This is a genomic window from Streptomyces sp. NPDC046931 (genome assembly GCF_040644655.1).
Classification (GTDB): domain Bacteria; phylum Actinomycetota; class Actinomycetes; order Streptomycetales; family Streptomycetaceae; genus Streptomyces.
In genome coordinates, this window is sequence record NZ_JBEYWX010000002.1 from 69,118 (window position 1) to 88,059 (window position 18,942).

Annotated in this window: 12 protein-coding genes, 4 tRNA genes and 1 other RNA gene; 6 read left to right on the top strand and 11 right to left on the bottom strand. The window is 71.7% G+C overall.

The genetic code is table 11. The features are described from left to right. Window positions 1–52 precede the first annotated feature (52 nt). The 4 genes from ABZ876_RS04340 to ABZ876_RS04355 all read left to right on the top strand — a co-directional run bounded on the left by ABZ876_RS04340 (window position 53) and on the right by ABZ876_RS04355 (window position 1,365). Complete coding sequence (locus tag ABZ876_RS04340) at window positions 53–370, top strand: Lsr2 family protein (RefSeq protein WP_361774086.1); 318 nt, start codon at window positions 53–55, stop codon at window positions 368–370. A gap of 154 nt (window positions 371–524) precedes the next feature. Further along, window positions 525–599: transfer RNA gene (locus ABZ876_RS04345), tRNA-Gly, on the top strand. Between the two features lie 110 nt (window positions 600–709). Continuing rightward, window positions 710–785 (top strand) — tRNA-Gly (locus ABZ876_RS04350). Window positions 786–1,289: 504 nt separating this feature from the next. After that, a tRNA-Gly gene (locus ABZ876_RS04355) sits at window positions 1,290–1,365 on the top strand. 54 nt (window positions 1,366–1,419) lie between these two features. On the opposite strand, the gene ABZ876_RS04360 is transcribed toward ABZ876_RS04355, so the two are convergent. From ABZ876_RS04360 to ffs, 6 genes are all read right to left on the bottom strand, one after another. Next, window positions 1,420–2,319, bottom strand: a complete 900-nt coding sequence (locus ABZ876_RS04360; protein ID WP_361774089.1) for a phosphoribosylaminoimidazolesuccinocarboxamide synthase — start codon at window positions 2,317–2,319, stop codon at window positions 1,420–1,422. Window positions 2,320–2,753: 434 nt separating this feature from the next. After that, window positions 2,754–4,253: a N,N-dimethylformamidase beta subunit family domain-containing protein gene (locus ABZ876_RS04365; protein ID WP_361774092.1), complete on the bottom strand. Its 1,500-nt coding sequence runs from the start codon at window positions 4,251–4,253 to the stop codon at window positions 2,754–2,756. Between the two features lie 296 nt (window positions 4,254–4,549). Next, entirely contained in the window at window positions 4,550–6,313 is a 1,764-nt protein-coding gene (locus tag ABZ876_RS04370; protein WP_361775525.1) for a hypothetical protein, read from the bottom strand. A gap of 394 nt (window positions 6,314–6,707) precedes the next feature. Beyond that, window positions 6,708–7,970, bottom strand: coding sequence for a phosphoribosylamine--glycine ligase (gene purD, locus ABZ876_RS04375; RefSeq protein WP_361774095.1), 1,263 nt, complete (start codon window positions 7,968–7,970; stop codon window positions 6,708–6,710). A 124-nt stretch (window positions 7,971–8,094) separates the two neighbouring features. After that, on the bottom strand, window positions 8,095–10,389 hold the full coding sequence (locus ABZ876_RS04380; protein ID WP_361774098.1) for a DNA polymerase III subunit gamma and tau: 2,295 nt from the start codon (window positions 10,387–10,389) through the stop codon (window positions 8,095–8,097). 102 nt (window positions 10,390–10,491) lie between these two features. After that, window positions 10,492–10,588, bottom strand: an RNA gene (gene ffs, locus ABZ876_RS04385) — signal recognition particle sRNA small type. 73 nt (window positions 10,589–10,661) lie between these two features. Here ffs and ABZ876_RS04390 point away from each other — a divergent pair. After that, window positions 10,662–10,749, top strand: a tRNA-Ser gene (locus tag ABZ876_RS04390). A gap of 85 nt (window positions 10,750–10,834) precedes the next feature. Here ABZ876_RS04390 and ABZ876_RS04395 read toward each other — a convergent pair. Next, window positions 10,835–11,347: a hypothetical protein gene (locus ABZ876_RS04395; protein ID WP_361774101.1), complete on the bottom strand. Its 513-nt coding sequence runs from the start codon at window positions 11,345–11,347 to the stop codon at window positions 10,835–10,837. A 255-nt stretch (window positions 11,348–11,602) separates the two neighbouring features. Here ABZ876_RS04395 and ABZ876_RS04400 point away from each other — a divergent pair, with 255 nt between their 5' ends. Continuing rightward, window positions 11,603–14,323: a SpoIIE family protein phosphatase gene (locus ABZ876_RS04400; RefSeq protein ID WP_361775528.1), complete on the top strand. Its 2,721-nt coding sequence runs from the start codon at window positions 11,603–11,605 to the stop codon at window positions 14,321–14,323. A gap of 1 nt (window position 14,324) precedes the next feature. On the opposite strand, the gene ABZ876_RS04405 is transcribed toward ABZ876_RS04400, so the two are convergent. The 4 genes from ABZ876_RS04405 to ABZ876_RS04420 all read right to left on the bottom strand — a co-directional run bounded on the left by ABZ876_RS04405 (window position 14,325) and on the right by ABZ876_RS04420 (window position 18,694). Continuing rightward, window positions 14,325–15,416 (bottom strand): hypothetical protein, encoded by a 1,092-nt coding sequence (locus ABZ876_RS04405; protein WP_361774104.1) that lies wholly within the window; start codon window positions 15,414–15,416, stop codon window positions 14,325–14,327. 103 nt (window positions 15,417–15,519) lie between these two features. Continuing rightward, window positions 15,520–16,404, bottom strand: coding sequence for a carbohydrate ABC transporter permease (locus ABZ876_RS04410; protein WP_361774107.1), 885 nt, complete (start codon window positions 16,402–16,404; stop codon window positions 15,520–15,522). Then, on the bottom strand, window positions 16,401–17,384 hold the full coding sequence (locus tag ABZ876_RS04415; protein ID WP_361774110.1) for a sugar ABC transporter permease: 984 nt from the start codon (window positions 17,382–17,384) through the stop codon (window positions 16,401–16,403). Before ABZ876_RS04415 ends, ABZ876_RS04410 begins: the two co-directional genes overlap by 4 nt. After that, window positions 17,381–18,694, bottom strand: a complete 1,314-nt coding sequence (locus ABZ876_RS04420) for an ABC transporter substrate-binding protein (protein WP_361774113.1) — start codon at window positions 18,692–18,694, stop codon at window positions 17,381–17,383. The genes ABZ876_RS04415 and ABZ876_RS04420 overlap by 4 nt, the downstream gene beginning before the upstream one ends. Window positions 18,695–18,942: the final 248 nt, after the last annotated feature.

Sequence of the window (18,942 nt, forward strand, 5' to 3'; positions counted from 1 at the left end):
CGCACGTCATGGCGGATGATCGCGGAGGTGCCGCACGAAGGGACCGATATTCGTGGCGCAGCGTGTCGTGGTCACTCTCTTTGACGACATCGACGGCTCAGAAGCGGCGGAGACGATCGCCTTCGGACTCGACGGCAAGTCGTACGAGATCGACCTCAATCGAGCCAATGCCAAGAAACTGCGTAAGGCGCTGGAACCCTACGTCGAGGCAGGCCGCAAGAAGGCGAAGTCCGGCAAGGCGTACACGCACACTGCGTTGACGCCGGACCCGGCCGCCGTCCGCGCCTGGGCCCGCTCCAACAAGATGGACGTCCCGCCGCGCGGCCGGATCCCGAAGAAGGTCTACGAGGCGTTCGCAGAGGCGCAGTGACACGGTTGCGCGGTCGCGGGGCGGCTCCCGTCCGCCCGGCGGCCGCCCCCGTCCACCCCCGCCCGCAACGGACTTGCGTTGCACCCCTGGTGATCAGCTAGAGTCTGGATCACGCCGAGGGGCGAGGCCGGAAGGCCGAGACCCCAGGAGTCACGCGGGTGTAGTTCAGTAGCAGAACACCCCCTTTCCAAGGGGGAGGCGCAGTGTGCAATCCCTGTCACCCGCTCCACGGCATCGGCCGACCCTTCATGAGACCCCTGCTCGAGCTTGTCGAGAGCCGGGGAAAGGATCGGGTACGCTGGTGCTCGCACCGATCGGTGAGAGCCGGTCGGGGGCAGTGCGGACGTAGCTCAGTTGGTAGAGCGCAACCTTGCCAAGGTTGAGGTCGCGAGTTCGAGCCTCGTCGTCCGCTCCACGGAGCAAAGGCCCCGGTCGATCGACCGGGGCCTTTCTCGTGCACGCGGACGGTGGACGGTGTGAGGGTCGCCACATCCACGGGCACCGAACTCGCCGGATGCGAATGCGGAGGCCGATATCGGTCCGGGGCGCTCGTGGTGGTCGGGATCGCCGCGGCGCGGGCCTGGTGGGGATCGGCGCGACGGGTCCGCGAGGGCGTCGGACGGCCATGGCGCGCGACGGCCTCCCGACACGGCACCCGGAAGAAGGGCCACGTGGTCCATCGCAGTTGGGCGCGTCGCCGCCCTCCTCCACGCGCTCACCGCAGGGACCGGGCCGCCGGTCCGCGTCGCCGGCGGACGCCCGTGGCCGGGATCGTGGAGCGGCCGCCCTCCCGCCGGAGGCCGTGCGCAGGGACCCGGCCGCCGGCCGGCTCACCGCCCGGGCCGGTGAATCGGCATCCGGTGGTGCGTCCCGCACGCGCTCCGGGTTGGGTATAGTTGCTTTCGCGCAAGCGCGCAGTGCGGACGTAGCTCAGTTGGTAGAGCGCAACCTTGCCAAGGTTGAGGTCGCGAGTTCGAGCCTCGTCGTCCGCTCCAGAGAGAAGCCCCCGGCCCGAGGCCGGGGGCTTCTTCGTGTGGGCAGGGCGGCCGTCACGCCCAGCTGACGCCCGTCAGACGCTCGTACGCCTCCACGTACTTCGCCCGGGTCGCCTCGACGATCTCCTGCGGCAGCGGCGGCGGAGGCTGCTCGCTCGTGCGGTCCCAGCCGGAGGCGGGGGACGTCAGCCAGTCCCGGACGAACTGCTTGTCGAACGACGGCTGGGAGTGGCCCGGCTCCCACCGGTCGGCGGGCCAGAAACGGGAGGAGTCGGGGGTGAGCACCTCGTCGGCGAGGACGAGCGTGTCGCCGTCGTACCCGAACTCGAACTTGGTGTCCGCCAGGATGATCCCGCGCTCACGGGCGATGTCACGGGCACGGCCGTACACCGCGAGGGTCGCCTGCCGCAGCTGGGCGGCGGTCTCGGCGCCGACCTGACGGACGACTTCCTCGTAGGAGACGTTCTCGTCGTGCTCGCCGACCGCGGCCTTGGTGGCGGGAGTGAAGATCGGCGCGGGCAGCTCCGAGCCGTCCACCAGCCCCTCGGGGAGGGCGAGGCCGCACACCGTGCGGGACTCCCGGTACTCGACTAGGCCCGAGCCGGTCAGATAGCCCCGGGCCACACACTCCACCGGGACCATCCGCAGGGACTTGCAGACCAGCGTGCGGCCGGCCCAGTCGGCCGGGGCGCCGGGCGGCAGTTCGGTGCTCAGGACGTGGCTCGGCACCAGATCACGGAGCTGGTCGAACCACCAGAGCGACAGCTGGGTCAGGACCCGGCCCTTGTCCGGGATCTCGGTCGGCAGCACCCAGTCATATGCGGACGTACGGTCGCTGGCGACCATCACGAGGTCGCCCGCCTCGTTCTGGTACAGCTCGCGCACCTTGCCGGTGTGCAGATGCACCAGACCCGGCACCTGGACGGGCTCGGGCTTTTCGACGAATCCGGACACGGTTCCTCCCCGTGGTTCTGTCCAATTGGCTCGATTCTCCCGTATACGAGGAGCGAGCCCGGCCCGGGGGCGGGGAGCGGGCGGGTCGGGGGCCGGGGGAGGCGGGGTTGGGGGCCGGGGGAAGGCGGGGTCGGTAGCCGAGGGAGGGCGAGTCGGGGGCTGGTACGGCACGGGTCGGGAGCCGGGGCGGACGGATCGGGGACCGGGCTCGGACAGGTCGGGAGCCGGCTGGCAGCGGACGGATCCGGAGGCGGACGGGCCGGGGAGCGGGGCGGACAGATCCGGAGCCGGGGCCGGGCACGTCACCGGCCGACGGCGGACCGGCCGCGGACCGGGGCGGACCGGCCGCGGACCAGGCAGACGGACCCGGAGGCCAGGCCGGACAGGCTACGGACCAACGGCGGACGGGCCGGAGGCGGGCGGGTCGGGGAGCCTCAGTCGCGCTTGCAGATGCGGTCCAGGAGGTTTGCCGTGGCCTGTTGGATACGGGTGTCCGTGTGGCCGGGACGGTCCAGCGCGGGAGACCAGGCGAACGTTCCGGACGCGAAGACCAGAGCTCCCGACGGCGCCCGGTACAGGGAGGTCTCCTGGTGGCGCAGAACGCCCTCGCCGTCCCGGTACGGGGAGTGCGCGAGCAGGATGCGGCCCTGGTGCTCGGGCAGGGGCGCCCGGGGGAAGTAACGGTCCGCCTCGCCGGCGACCATCCCGTCCAGCTCATCGCCCTCGTCGGCGCCGGTCGACTCCCACAGCCAGTGCTCGGCGTTACGGACGACGAGGGGGTGTGGCTCGGGGACCCGTCCCGCGTACTGGATGCCGATCATCTCCTGCTCGGGGCGGTCGATCTCCCGCCACAGCGCGGGCTTCCCCGGGCCGCGGCGCTTGCGGCAGGTGAGCAGCCGGTCCGGGACCCCGGACGGGGAGGGGCCCAGCTCCACCTGCCAGTACATGGTGTTGGCGGACAGGAACACCAGCGATGTGCCGTGCTCGCGGGCCAGCTCCACGGTGCGGCGCATCTGCGCCGACCAGTACTCGTCGTGGCCGGGGAAGACCAGGCCGCGGTAGCGGGTGGGGTCGATCCGGCCCGCGTGCAGATCACGGGCGTCGGCGTAGGCGATGTCGTAGGCGTAACGTTCGGCCCAGCGGATGAAGTCGTAGGCATGGCCGACATGCAGGGGCAGGCCGGCGCCCGCGTACGGGCGGTCGAAGGAGACCGTGGTGGCGGCGTCGGCCTCGCCGAGCAGCCGGCCGTTCTCGTCCCAGGCGTGGTAGAGGCTGGCGCCGGTGTGCCCGTCCTCCGGGTAGAGGTTGTACGCCTGCCAGGTGATGTCGGGCAGCAGCAGGAGCAGATCCGCAGGGCGGCCGTCGCGGACGGTGAAGGGCACATGGGAGCGGTAGCCGTCGGCGGTGGTGAGGACGGCGACATACGCGCCGATGCTCCAGTACGAGGGGATCTGCAGCCGCCACGAGAGCCACCAGTGGTGGCAGGAGACCGTGCGGTCGGCGGTGAGCGGGGGCGGCTGGACGATACCGGAGAGCCGGGGGCTGGTGGTGATCTTGGATGCTCCGTCGCCGCCGTAGTGCCCGATCCGGTACACGTCGACTGCGAACTCCTGGGGCGGGTCGACGGTGATGTGGAAGTCGATGGCGTCGCCCGGAGCGACCGCGCCCGTCGATGTGAAGCCCTTGATCTGGCGGTGGACGTCGTCGGCGGAGCGGGGGCCGCCGGTGCGGGGCGCCGGGACACGGGCGCCCTTGGGCCCCTGGGACGGGATGTGGGCCGGTGCCGGATCCACGTACCAGGGGACTACCTGCCCCGTGTCGTCGAAGTACGTCTCGCTTCCCCGGAGCCAGGGAACGGGGCCCTGGCCGAAAGGATCCGTCACGGCATGCGCGAGAGCGCCCGACTCCCAGCGGCGGATGTGCTCCGACCCCATGTGCTGTCCCCTCCCTCGTCCCCCGTGAGCCCTCGTCAGCTCTTGCCCTGGCATGTGCCTCGTGCGCGTTCGATCCCAGCACATCACATTACGCACGCACTCCGTCACCGTTCGTCGTGAATTGACGTGAACGGAATGGGATTCTGCGGCCAGGGGTCGGGCTTGCGGAATCGGCGTACTCGATGTCTCCGCAGGTGGGCGGGATCGGGGGTGCCGACGGGTGCGACGGGTGCGGGCCGGGGCGGAGCGCGGGCCGGTTCGGGCTGGAGGGGACGCCGGTGCCGTGTGGCCGGATGTCAGACCAGCCGGACCGGCTTCTCGGGGCGCACGCCCAGGTCCTGGAGCCAGCTACGCAGCGGAGCCGGGTCGCCCTCCTCGACCAGGGTGAGGACCCGAGGGGCAAGGTCGGCCGCGCGTCGGCCCTTGACCAGGAGCGAGGGGCCGTCCAGCCAGTCGAGCCCCGGTGCCGCCCCGGCCGTGTCCGTCGCGGCGCAGCACACCATCGCGGTGACGTGGTCCACGAGCAGTTCCCGGCCGGTACGGGGCGGCTGGAGCGGGAACAGCGGGAGCACCGCCTCCTCCCACAGTGCCGGGTCCGGGCCGGGCGGCTGCCCAGTGTCCCCACCGCCCGGTGTCCGGTCGGCGGCCGCCTCCTCCCGTGCCATCGCGGCGCTGAGCCCGGCGACGAGGGCGGCGGCCCGCACACTGGCGACCACGCCGTCGTCGTCGGGGGCGGTGGGGGCCGGCGCGTAGTCCCCGGTCCCCGCCGCCCGCACCGTCAGGTACTCCAGCACCCGCTCCAGCGTCGGGCCGTCCGCGCCGGGCACCGCCGACCGTGGGGGCTGCTGGACGCCCAGGGCGTCCAGGACGCGCTGGAGACGGGCCGCGTCGGTGCGCCACTTGCGGTCGACGACCTCCTCCGGATACTCCTGCCAGGCCACCGGAGCCCACTCCGGGCCGGGCTCGGCCGGGCCCCCGTGGAAGAGCCGGGCCGCGAGCAGCGAGGCCGCCTCGTCGACAAGGCCCGGCTCCTCCAGCAGATCGCAGGCCGGTCGCTCGCCCAGCCGGGAGGCGAAGCCCTCGGCCAGCCGGTCCCGTCGCGACAGCTCCGTCAGCGCCGCCACCACCCCCGCATCCAGTCGCGAGGGCCAGCGGCCCATCCGCCAGGCCGGCAGTGCGACCCGGGTCAGCAGGCGGTCCCAGCCCGCGTACGCCAGCCCCACCTGCTCCTGCGCGACGATCCGCAGACCGTAGTCCACAGCCTGTGCACGCTCGGCCGCGGCCGCCGCCACCCCCCGCTCCATCTCCGCCGCATGCACCCGGCAGCTCCGCAGCAGCAGGCGGGCCACCCAGCCGACTCCGGCCAGCGCCGAACGCGCGAGGGCGCCGTGCTCGGGTGCGGACGTCACGGCGACGGCGGCGTCCAGCCCCCGTACGAAACGGCGGGCCGCCGCTATGTCCGGGTGCGCCGACGGGCCCGTGCCGGCCACGACGGGGGCGAGGACCGCGCGGAGCTCGCCCACCCGCATCCACCACAGGAACGGCGAACCTATGACGAGCACGGGCGCGGCCGGGGCCCGGTGGGGCCGGGGAGCCGACAGGTCGCGTATCCCCCGGGCCGCGGATATCACCTCCCCGCTGGGGGCCGGCGGGCCGTGGGCGCGGTGCGTGCGGTCCTCCAGCCAGCTGTCGCAGTCGGGCGTGAGCGCTATCGACGACGGGGCGGGGACGTCCAGGCGGTCGGCCAGGTCCCGGACCATCCGGTACAGATCGGGGGCCGCCTCCTCCGCGATCGGGACCGTCGGGCTGACGGCGGGGCGGGCGCGGGCGACGACCAGGGCGATACCGGCGGCGGAGAGCAGGACGACGCCGGCGACGGCGGTCATGACCCAGCCGGCGATCTCCCAGCGCCGGCCGCTGATGTGGCCGGTGGAGCCGCCGACCAGGAGCACGACGGCGACGGCGGCGGGCAGCAGGGCGACGGCCAGTGCCCTGCTGCGGATCCGCAGCACGGCAAGGGCCCGTGAGCGCGCTGCCTGCGCGCCCGCCTCCACACCCATACCGGTCACGACCGGACGTCACCCCCTCTGTCCCGCCTCTGTGCAGCCCGCCTGTGTCCGGCGCGCCCTGCGCCGCGACGGTTTCCGTCGTGTCCTTCGCCGTGCTCGTCGCCGGACACCCGTGCGTTGCTCACTCCCCCACTGTGGCACCCGTCACTGACATCGCAATGCCGGTGAGCCATGTGCCGGAACGGCCTGCGCCGCACCCTAGTTGGGGCCCCGGCCCTCGTCAGCCGGATGGGTCACCGCTCACTCGATGGAATGGCCTTGGGGAAAGGTGGGTGACGCTGGGCGAGGACCAGGCCCCGGTTCGCGGCCTGCCCACACACGGTACGGGCCCCGAATCCGGAGACGGATTCGGGGCCCGTGGGGTTCACCGGGCGTCGGCGCGGACTCAGGCCCGGGCGGCGGCCTCCGCGGCCTTCGCCGCAATGTCCGTACGGTGCTGGGAGCCCTCGAGCCGGATGCGGTCCACCGCCGTGTACGCCCGTCGGCGCGCCTCGGCGAGGTCCGCGCCGGTCGCCGTGACGGACAGCACGCGGCCGCCCGCGCTCACCACCGCGTCGCCCTCGCGCCTGGTGCCCGCGTGCAGGACATACGCATGCGGGGCGTCCTCGGCCGCCACCTCGTCGAGGCCGGTGATCGGGTCTCCGGTGCGCGGGGTGCCCGGATAGTTGTACGAGGCCACGACCACGGTGACGGCCGCGTCGTCGCTCCAGCGCAGGGGGCCGACGTCGGCGAGGGTGCCGTTCGCCGCGGCCAGCAGCACACCGGCGAGCGGGGTCTTCAGCCGGGCGAGGACCACCTGGGTCTCCGGGTCGCCGAAGCGGGCGTTGAACTCGATGACCCGCACCCCGCGCGAGGTGATCGCCAGGCCCGCGTACAGCAGACCGGAGAAAGGGGTGCCGCGGCGGCGCATCTCGTCGACCGTCGGCTGGAGAACGGTCCGCAGGACCTCCTCGACCAGCTTGGGGTCGGCCCACGGAAGCGGCGAGTACGCGCCCATGCCGCCGGTGTTCGGCCCCTCGTCGCCGTCCAGCGCGCGCTTGAAGTCCTGCGCGGGCTGGAGCGGGAGGACCGTCCTGCCGTCGGTGACGGCGAACAGGGACACCTCGGGGCCGTCCAGGAACTCCTCGATGACGACGCGCTCGCAGTGGGCCGCGTGCGTCCGCGCGGCGTCGACATCGGCGGTGACGACGACACCCTTCCCGGCGGCGAGGCCGTCGTCCTTCACGACGTACGGGGCGCCGAAGGCGTCGAGCGCCTCCTCGACCTCGTCGGCGGTGGTGCAGACGTACGAACGTGCGGTGGGCACGCCCGCCGCCGCCATCACGTCCTTGGCGAACGCCTTGGAGCCCTCCAGCTGCGCGGCCTCCTTGGAGGGGCCGAAGACGGGGATCCCGGCCGCGCGCACGGCATCCGCGACGCCCGCGACGAGCGGTGCCTCCGGGCCCACGACGACCAGCCCGGCACCGAGCTCCGTGGCCAGCGCGGCCACGGCGCCTCCGTCGAGGGCGTCGACCTGGTGCAGCCGGGCCACCTCGGCGATGCCCGCGTTGCCGGGGGCGCAGTGCAGCGCGGTGACGTGGGGGTCGAGGGAGAGGGAACGGCACAGGGCGTGTTCGCGGGCACCGCTACCGATGACAAGGACCTTCACGGGGTCAGCCTAACGGTCGCGGGACGGTGACCTTGTCGGGGCCACCGAAGGGAGGATGGACAGAGGTTTGTGGCTTTATCCAAGAACCGGCGTCACTCGCCATGCCCTGCCCGCCGGAGACTCCTCACTCGTTGGAGAACTCCTCCACCACCGTCGCGCCCAGCTCCCGGACGATCAGTTCATGGCCGGAGAGAGCCGACTCGTCGAGGTCGGGGTCGTCGTCCTCCGGCATGTCGTCCTCGGGGGCGACCGCGTGCCGCGCCGGGGCGGCGGGCGCCACCGGGGACGGCGCGGAGGCAGGACCGGCCGCGGCCGGGGACGCCGCTGCGGCCGGACGCGCCGGGGGTGCCGACTGCTGGGGGGCGGGGCGCGGAGCGGCCGGCGCCCCTCCGCCGTAGCCACCACCTCCGCCGGAGGCCGAGCCACCGCCGGCGTTGAAGCCGCCGCCGAAGCCGGAGCCTCCGGAGGCCGGAGGGGCCCCGCCGCCCGACGGGTCGACGATCGCCTCGATCTTCCACTGCACATTGAACTGCTCGGCCAGGGACTGTCGCAGGACGTCCTCGCTGCCGCTGCTCAGGAAGTTGTCCCGGGCGCCCGCGTTCACGAAGCCGAGCTGCAACGTCGTCCCGTCGAAGCCCACCACCTGCGCGTTCTGGCTCAGCAGGATCCAGGTGAAGCGGCGGCGGTTCTTCACCGACTCCAGGATGTTCGGCCAGAGCATGCGCGGGTCGAGGCCGCCGGAAGCCGGAGCGGAAGAGGCGGCCGGTGCGGAAGAGGCGGCCGGTGCGGGTGCGGCGGGAGCCGGAGGCGCCGCGGGGCCGGCCGGAGGCGCCGCCTGGGTCTGGCCCCCGCCCGCGGGCATCGCCGTCGGCCATCCGCCGGGCCGTCGGCCGCCGGTGGCGGAAGCGGTGGGCCAGGCGCCGGGAGCGGCGGGGCCCGCCGGGGCCTGGGACGGAGCGGGGACGGCGGCCGGAGGCTGAGTCGAGGCGGCGGGGGCCGTCTCCCGGGGTGCGGAAGGCGGGGCCGCGACGGGCGTCGCCGCGCTGTCGTGGCCACCGGGGCCCCCGGCCCCGTACTGGCCCGCGTCCACGCCGGGAGCCGGTGCACCGCCGGTCCGCACCGCTGCCCGGGCCGCCGCGGCGCCCCCGCCGGGCGGAATGGGCGCCGCGTCCTGCGGCACCGGCCCCCCTGCGGTCGCGCCGTGCGCCCCGGGCCCCGGGACGTAACCCATGGCCGGGCCCGCGCCGCCGCCGGAGAAGTCGACGCCCCGCTCCAGCCGGTCGAGTCGGGCCATGACCGACCGCTCGTCCCCGTACGCGGCGGGGAGCAGCACACGCGCGCAGATCAGCTCCAGCTGGAGCCGGGGCGAGGTCGCGCCCCGCATCTCGGTGAGTCCCCCGTTGACGAGGTCGGCGGCGCGGCTGAGCTCGGCCGGGCCGAACACGCCCGCCTGGGCCTGCATCCGCTCCAGTACGTCGGCGGGGGCGTCGAAGAGCCCCTTCTCGGCGGCGTCGGGCACCGCGGCGAGGATCACCAGGTCCCGCAGCCGCTCCAGCAGGTCGGCGACGAACCGGCGGGGGTCGTTGCCCCCCTCGATGACCCGGTCAACCACCTCGAAGGCGGCGGCCCCGTCCCCGGACGCGAAGGCCTCGACGACGGAGTCGAGCAGCGAGCCGTCCGTGTAACCGAGAAGCGAGGTGGCCATGGCGTACGTCACGCCCTCGGCGCCCGCGCCCGCCAGCAGCTGGTCCATGACGGACATGGAGTCACGCACGGACCCCGCACCCGCGCGCACGACGAGCGGCAGGACCCCGTCCTCGACGGGGATGGCCTCCTTGCGGCACACCTCGCCGAGGTAGTCCCGCAGGGTCCCCGGCGGGACGAGCCGGAAGGGGTAGTGATGGGTGCGCGAGCGGATGGTCCCGATGACCTTCTCCGGCTCGGTGGTCGCGAAGATGAACTTGAGGTGCTCGGGCGGCTCCTCGACGACCTTCAGCAGCGCGTTGAAACCGGCCGACGTGACCATGTGGGCCTCGTCGATGATGTAGATCTTGTACCGGCTGCTCGCGGGTCCGAAGAAGGCTTTCTCACGCAGGTCACGGGCGTCGTCCACACCACCGTGCGACGCTGCGTCGATCTCGATGACGTCGATGGATCCCGGTCCGTTCCTGGCCAGGTCGCGGCAGGACTGGCACTCGCCGCACGGAGTCGGCGTCGGGCCCTTCTCGCAGTTCAGGCAGCGCGCCAGGATGCGCGCACTGGTCGTCTTGCCGCAGCCGCGGGGCCCGCTGAACAGGTACGCGTGATTGACCCGGTTGTTCCGCAGCGCCTGCTGCAGCGGGTCGGTGACATGCTCCTGCCCGATGACCTCGGCGAAGGACTCCGGGCGATAGCGGCGGTACAGCGCGAGAGACGACACGCTTACGAGGTTATAGGCGCCCACCGACAACACGTCCCGCCTCGAGCCGCTCCCCCGCGAGGCCGCCCGCCCCCGACGGGAAGGCGCTTCCGGCCCGAAGACGCAGAAGACCCCTCACGCACCCGCCAGAGCCAACCTACCCTTGCTGCCTTCCGGCCCTGGGGGAGTTCAGTCAGATAGCGCCGCGTGAGGGGCTGAGCCCCAGCCTACCCGATCGCCCGGGTCGCGAACGAGTTCGCTAGCACTCCCCGGCGTCATGTAATGTTTCCGGCGGAGGATTCGCCTAGAGGCCTAGGGCGCACGCTTGGAAAGCGTGTTGGGGGCAACCCCTCACGAGTTCGAATCTCGTATCCTCCGCCAGTCCGAAGGGCCGGACCACGAAAGTGGTCCGGCCCTTCGGCGTTTCTCCGTCTCGGCGGTGTGACGAGCGTCATCGGGACGGGCGTCATCGGGATAAGAGTCCCGCGGATGCCGCCTTCCGGCGCCGCAGCATCACGGTGACCGGCAGGATGACCCCACCCAGCAGCAGCCCGGTCGCCCCGCCGTAGAAGGCCATCGACCTGCGGCCGACGCCGATGTGTGCCCGGGCGGGCCGCCCGTGACCTCGGTGGCGCGGGAAAGTGATGCGGGCGCTGTACGTCTCCTCGTACAGACCGCTCTTGAGGTGGAGCGTGGCCTTCCAGGGGCCGTTCGCCACCTGGTCGGTCACCAGCACCGTCACCGGCTCGGACTGGCCGGGCGCGAGGGTGGTGCCGAGCTGGACCGGGTAGGGCCCGGCGTGGATGCTCCCTCTCACCTTTGTCAGATCGAGGGTTCCGCTCAAGTCCAGGGCACGGCAGCCGGGGTCGTGGACCTGGGCCTTGACGATCGCGCGGCCGGCCCGGTCGCGTTCGGCGGTCATCGTGTCGACCCAGAATCCGGTCGACGGCGGATTGTGACCGCCCGCGGAGAGATACATCCGGATCCCCGCGCCTCCTGCGCCGCCGTCTGCAGCCGTTCCCCGATCCGGCACGACCGCAGCTGGCCGATTCGGGTCAATAGGCGCACCGGACTCCGAGCACCGCGCTCGTACGGTTCCGGTCAGCCTGTCTCCGGAGTTTTGATCCCGCTTTGCCCGGCACTGTTATGAGGGGACCATGGAGGTGTAGTTCCGGCGACATCGGAGCCCTTCGTGTCTGCTGCCCACCGGCCGCGCGCTGGTCGACGCATCCCCCTGCTGAACTTGCGCAGTGCGGCCGGGCAGGTGTTCCTTGCCCAGTTCGTGATCGTGCTGCTGCTGGTCCTGGCCGCGGTGGCGGCCGTGGTGATGCAGGCGGCCCGGGACGCTTTGCAACAGGGGAAGCGGGAGTCGGTCGTCGCGGCGCAGTCGTTCGCGAGTAGCCCCGGCCTGGCCGATGCGTTCCGCAGCCGTGACCCGAGCGCGGTGCTCCAGCCGAAGACCGAGGAGGCGCGGAAGAAGACGGGCGTGGACTTCGTGGTGGCCCTGAGCACCAAGGGGATTCGCTACACGTATCCCTACCCGGGCGAGATCGGCAAGAAGTTCGTCGGCAACATCGAACCCGCGCTGCACGGTCACACCGTCGTGGAGCAGGCCGGCGGGCCGCCCCTGCCCGCGGGCAAGGGAACCGCCGTGCAGGCGGTGGTCCCGGTGACCGACGCGCAGGGCAAGGTCGTGGGCCTCGTCTCGGCCGGGATCACGGTCAAGAACGTGTCCCGGCTGTGGACGCCGCAGCTGCCGGTGATCCTGGGTACCGGCGCGGGCGCGCTGGTGGTGGTGACGGTCGGGAACGCGCTGGCGGCCCGGCGGCTGCGGCAGCTGACCCACGGCCTGGGCCCGGCGGAGCTCGCACGGCTGTACGAGCACCACGACGCGGTCCTGCACTCCGTGCGGGAGGGTGTGCTGATCACCGACGCCGACGGGCGGCTGCTGCTCGCCAACGACGAGGCACAGCGGCTGCTCGACCTGCCGAAGCACGCACGCAACCGCTCCGTGTGGGATCTGGGACTGCCGGAATCCCTGGCCTGTGTGCTCGCCTCGTCGGAGTCGGTCACCGACGAAGTGCATCTGGTGGGGGACCGTCTGCTGGCGGTGAACAAGCGGCCCACGTTTCCGGACAGGGGACGCGGCGGCAGCGTGGTGACGTTGCGGGACACCACGGAGCTGGCGGCGATCACCGGGCGGGCGGAGGTGGCGCGGGAGCGGCTGAAGCTGCTGTACGAGGCCGGCGTGCGGATCGGCACGACCCTGGATGTGGTGCGCACCGCCGAGGAACTGACCGAGGTGGCGGTGCCCCGGTTCGCCGACCTCGTCACGGTGGACCTGCTGGACTCGGTGCTGCAGGGGTGGGAGCCGACGGCCGAGGGATGGCGGCAGCTGCGGCGCGCGGCGATCAGCGGCCAGGCCGGGGCGATGCCGGTGTATCCGGTCGGCGAACTGATCACGCTTTCGCCGGAGACTCCGCAGATGAAGACGTTGCGGGAGGGGCGGGGGGTGGTGGAGCCGGACCTGGGGCGGGCGCGCGGCTGGCGGTCGCAGGACCCCGAGCGTGCCCGCAAGGCCCTGGAGCACGGGCTGCGTTCGCTGCTGACCGTGCCGCTCCAGGCCCGGGGTGTGCCGCTGGGGGTGGCGAACTTCTACCGGACGGAGAACTCCCCGGCGTACGAGCAGGAGGACCTGTCGTTCGCGGAGGAGCTGGCCGCTCGGGCGGCGGTGGCCATCGACAACGCCCGCAGGTTCACCCGGGAGCACGCGATGGCGGTGACGCTCCAGCGCAGCCTGCTGCCGCGCGGGCAGCCGGATCAGGACGCGCTCGAGGTGGCCTGGCGGTATCTGCCGGCGGAGGCCGGGGTGGGCGGCGACTGGTTCGACGTCATTCCGTTGTCGGGCGGGCGCGTGGCGCTGGTGATGGGGGACGTCGTCGGTCATGGGCTGCACGCGGCGGCGACGATGGGGCGGCTGCGCACCGCGGTGCACAACTTCTCCACGCTGGACCTCCCCGTGGACGAGGTGCTCGGGAACCTGGACGACCTGGTCGTGCGCATGGACAACGAGGAGCGCACGGACGGTGCCGGGGACGGCCACGAGGGGGAGGGGGTGACGGGGGCGACCTGCCTCTACGCGATCTACGACCCGGTGACGGGGGCGTGCACGATGGCCCGTGCCGGGCACCCCGACCCGCTGGTGGTGTTCCCGGACGGGACCATCAGCTGTCCCGACGTACCGGCCTCGGCCCCGCTCGGGCTGGGCGGCTACCCCTTCGAGACCGTGCAGATGCCCCTGCCCGAGGGGTCGGAACTGGTGCTGTACACCGACGGTCTGGTGAGGGACCGCCACCGTGACATCGACGCCGGGCTGGGCGCGCTGCGCCGGGCCTTGACCGGGGCCGGTGGGCGCACTCCGGAGGAGGCGTGCCGGGTGGTGCTCGACGCGCTGAAGCCGGCCCACCCCTGCGACGACATCGCCCTGCTGGTGGCGCGCACCCGGCTGTTCCCGTCCTCGTGCGTGGCCGAGTGGGAGGTGCCCTCGGACCCGGCGGTGGTGCCCTCGGTGCGGGCGCGTTGCCGGGAGAAGTTGCGGGAGTGGGGACTGGAGGAGACGGCGTTCACCACGGAGCTGCTGGTCAGCGAGTTGGTCACCAACGCGATCCGGTACGGTTCGCCGCCGGTGAAGGTGCGGCTGCTGTACGGGCGCTGTCTGGTGTGCGAGGTGGCGGACGGCAGCAGCACCTCGCCGCGGCTGCGGAGGGCGGCGACCACCGACGAGGGCGGGCGCGGGATGTTCCTGGTGGCGCAGTTCGCGCAGCGCTGGGGAACGCGGTACACCACCCGTGGCAAGGTCATCTGGGCGGAACTGTCCCTGCACGGAGACGCCTCCGCCGACGCGCAGCGGCCGGCCGACGCTCTGCTGGAACAGTTCGACGACATCGCCCTGTGACTCACCTCAGTACGACCACCACCAGGACCAGAACGAGCACGGCGACCACGAGCGTCGTGGAGGCGACGGCCGTGAAGCGGACGACCCGCTGTCTGGAGGGCCGTTCGACGACCTTGATGCCGGTGTGGGACGGGAAGGCGAAGTAGACGCGGTCGGGGTCCGCATGGGCCGTCACCCGGGCCAGAGGAAGCCGGCGGACGGTCACCCGGCGCCCCACCTCGCCGTTCTCAAGGGCCAGTTGCGGGAGGATCAGCTCGCGGTGCCGGGGATCCAGGTCCTCCGGGAGTTTCTCCGTCGCCGTCGTCAGAACCGTTCTGCGCCACTGGCCCGCGCCGTCCGTCGGCTGGCGGAGGTGGAGCGGGGCGGACTGTTCCACCGTGTGCACCTCGGGGGTGTGGCTGATGACCGCGCCGGTCCAGGTGGTGAACACGCCCGTGCCCGCGCACTGCGCATGCCTCAGCCGTCTCGCGCCCTTGCAGCCCGGGCACTGGACGGAACCCGTCCCCTTGCAGTCGGCGCACTTGGTGCGGCCCCGGCCGAGACACGCGGGGCAGGCCGCGTCCGGCCGGCGGCAGCGTACGCAGCGAACCCGCTGCCGGGCGTCCGCGGGGCGGGGGCCCGTCCGGCGTCCGCGCGGCCGGGGCCGGCCCGTACCCTCGCACTCCCAGCAGGCGTCGATGCCGCCCTCGCAGCCCTCGCACTCCACAAAGGGTTCGCAGTCCAGCCGGCCGCGCCCCGCGCACCGCTCGCAGTCCTTCCGGCCGCCGTCACAGCCGTCGCACGGGACCTCCCCCAGCGATCCGTCGAGGACGAGTTCCACCTTCCGCGCCGTCGAGGGGTCGGGGGGCGGGTCCACGGGGTGCGTGGCCAGATCCGTGTACGTCTCGCGCCCGGCGACGTCGGCCGGCCGGCCCGGGACCCTCCTTCGGCCTTCCTCCCGCTTCTCGATGCAGCGGACGATGCGGCAGTCGAGCAGCGGCTGCCGGCTGAGGTCCGCGGTGCCGGGCGAGCTCAGACGTGCGGTGATCCCGTGCCGGGCGACGTGTCGCTCGACGGCCCGGAGTATCTCCTCCGCGGACGGTTCCTTCGCCAACAGCCGCGCCCCCTCGCCGACGGATGCCGCAAGGGCAGCAGGGTAGGAGCCGCGGAAACGGCCATCAAGAGGGCCTGCCCCGGCACGGGGTGCCGGGGCCGGGTCAGCCCTTGTTGGCGCCCAGGGTCAGGCCGCTCACGAACTGGCGCTGGAGGGCGAAGTACACGATCAGCGTCGGGACCGCGGTGAGCAGGGCACCCGCGGCGACCAGGTTGGGGTCGGTGAAGTACTGCCCGGACAGATTCTTCAGGGCGGAGGTGACCGGCATGTTCTCTCCGGTGGAGATCAGGACGATGGCCCAGAAGAAGTCGTTGTAGATCCAGATGGACAGCAGGGTGGCGAGGGCCGCCATGGCGGGGCGGCACAGCGGCAGCACGATCTGCCAGTACGTCCGCCACACCGACGCGCCGTCCACCAGTGCCGCCTCGGTGAGCTCGTGGGGCAGCATCCGCATGTAGTTGCTGAGCACGAAGGCGCAGAAGCCGGACTGGAACGCCACATGGATGAGGACCAGACCGAGCGCGGAGTCGTACAGCTTGCCGCTGACCGTGATGCCGGGGAGGTCGACGAGCAGGTAGAGCCGGTACAGCGGGGTGATGACAACCTGCTGCGGCAGCAGGTTGCCCGCCGTGAAGACCAGCAGCAGGGCCAGGTTGAGGCGGAAGTCGAAACGGCTGACGTAGAAGGCCACGCAGGACGACAGGAACAGGGTCAGCAGTACCGCCGGCACCGCGATCAGCAGTGTGTTCATGAAGTAGTGCGTCATGCCCGACTGCTGGAAGGCACCGGTGAAGTTCTCGAGGCTCAGCTTGTCCGGCCAGGAAACATAGCCCTTGGTGCTGGTCTCCGGGTACGGCCGCAGGGCCGCGTACACCGCCCACAGCAGCGGCGCCAGCCAGGCGAGCGCCGTTGCGGCGAGGAACACGTGCAGCAGCACCCGGGCGGGACGGATGGGCGGCCGCCGCTTGGCCACGGTCACGGTGCTCACGATCGGCGCTCCTTCCGGAAGGTGCTCACCAGGTAGGGGATGATCACGCCGAGCGAGATCATCAGCAGGACCACCGCGATCGCCGACCCGTACCCGATGCGGCTGGACTCGCCGATGATGTTGTTCGTCACCAGGATCGACAGCAGTTCGGTGCCGTGCGCCCCGCCGTTGAAGACGAACACCAGGTCGAAGGCGCGCAACGACTCGATGATCGTGACCACCAGGACGATGGTGTTGGTGGGGCGCAGCGTCGGGAAGATGACGTTCCTGAACGTCTGCCACTCGTTGGCGCCGTCCAGGGCCGACGCCTCGCGCAGGGAGGGGTCCACGCCCTTCAGGCCGGCCAGGTACAGGATCATCATGTAGCCCGTGTGCCGCCAGGAGGCGGCGATGAGGACGGCCCACAGGTTGAGGTCCGGGTCGCCGATCCAGTCGATGTAGTGGCCGGGCTTGTTGGCCCCGATCAGGCTGTTGATCAGACCCGTGTCGGGGTTGTAGACGAGTTGCCAGACGAATCCGATGACCGCGAAGGACACCACGACGGGCAGGAAGAAGGCCGTCTGGTAGACCCTGCTGAACCGGATCCGCTTGTCCAGCTGCACGGCCAGGAAGAGGCCGAGCGGGGTGGGGATCAGGATCAGGACGACGAACCAGACGACGTTGTGCTGGACGGCGGGCCAGAACTGCGGGTTGCTGGTGAACAGTTCCTCGAAGTTGTCCAGCCCGACCCAGGTGATCGAGTCGAAGCCGATGCCGTCCCAGGTGGTGAAGGCGAGGGCGATGGAGGCGAGGGCGGTGAGCCATACGAGCGCGATGTGCAGGACCGTCGGGATACCCGCCATCAGTCCCAGGGTGAGCCGGTCACGGCGAGTGAGCAGGCGGCGGTGCCCCTGCCGGGTGCGCTTGCCGTTCACGGGCGCGCCGCCCGGAGGCGGCACGGCGGCCGTCTCCGGGTTCCGGGGGCTGGTCTCGGCGCTCATGCGGACACGAAGATCGACTTCTTCTGGCGCTCGATGGACGAGAGCAGGCTGTCGACGCCCTTGGGGTTGCGGATGAACGTCTGCATCGCGGGCTGCATCACCGTGGAGGTGAAGTCGGGCCGGCTGTCGCGGTCCATGTACTGGGTGAGGTGCTTGGCGCCGGAGATCATGTCGTACGCCTTCTTCTGGAGGGCGGTGTACGAGGAGGTGTCGGCCTTGCTGGAGGCGGCGACCACGCTCGGGTCGGACGTGAGATAGATCTGCTCGGCCTCCGGAGTGCCCAGGAACTCCAGGAGCTTGACGACGCCCGCGTGGTTCTTCGGGGCCCTGCTCACCATGAAGCCGTCGGTGGGCGCCTCGACGGTGTCCTGCCCGAAGGACGCGTCGATCTCGGGGAAGGCGAAGAAGTCGAGGTCGTCCAGGTCGGCCTTGTCGGTGAACTGCTGTGCCACGAAGGAGCCGAGCAGGTACATGCCCGCCTTCTTCGACACCAGGGTCTGAGCGGCGTCCTGCCAGGTGCGGCCGATGGCACCGTCCTGGTGGTAGGGGAGGATCTCGGCCCAGTGGTCGAAGGCCTTGCGGACCTTGGTGTCGGTCCAGGACGCCTTGCCCGCCATCAGCTGGACATGGAAGTCGTAGCCGTTGGTACGGAAGTTGATCTGGTCGAAGGTGCCGAGCGCGGGCCATGCGTCCTTGTCGCCGAAGGCGAGCGGGGTCAGTCCGTCCTTCTTCATCTGCTTGCACAAGGCGACGAACTTGTCCCACGTGGTGGGGATTTCGTAGCCGTGCTGCCGGAAGACGCTCTTCCGGTAGAAGATCGCCCAGGGGTACGTGTACAGCGGCACGAAGTAGTACTTGCCGTCCTCGCCCTTGCTGAGGGCCTTCATCGCGTCGGGGAAGTCGCCCCCGATGGTCTGCCACACGTCGTCGATCGGGGTGGCGAGCTTCTTCGCGGCGAAGAACTGCATGCGGTAGCCGGCGAACCAGTTGAACACGTCGTCGGGCGTTCCCTGGAGGTAGGAGTTGATCTGCTCCTGGAACGTGTTGTGGTCCTTGGTGTTCACATCGACCGTGATCCCGGACTTCTTCTTGCAGGCCGCGTAGATCTCGGCGAACGCTTTCTTCGGCACGGCGTCCGAGGCGTTGGAACCGAGTGTCACGGTCTTGGGGTCCCCGGCTCCCGCGCTGCCTCCGCAGGCGCCGAGCAGGGGTATGCCCGCGCCGGCGAGGACGGCGGCACCACCGGTGCCGCGCAGCAGGGAGCGGCGGCTCGGACTCGGAAGGGAGGGACCGGACGGAGTGTGGTGCATGACGGCTCCTGGGGGCAGGGTCGGTCAGGCTGGCCCAGCGAGCGGGTCAGAATCAATCAGAAACCAACTCGACCGAACATTGTGGGCGTCATCCCACTCGTAGGTCCGGTCATGCGTCAAGAGCTGTCAACGGCCGTATTGGAAACGTAATCGATACAGGCTTGATCGCTTCCGCTGGCATTCGGGCTGGAGAAGGCAAGGAACCGGCGTGCGGGGCACCGGTCCAGACGGAGCGTCAGCCATGGTCA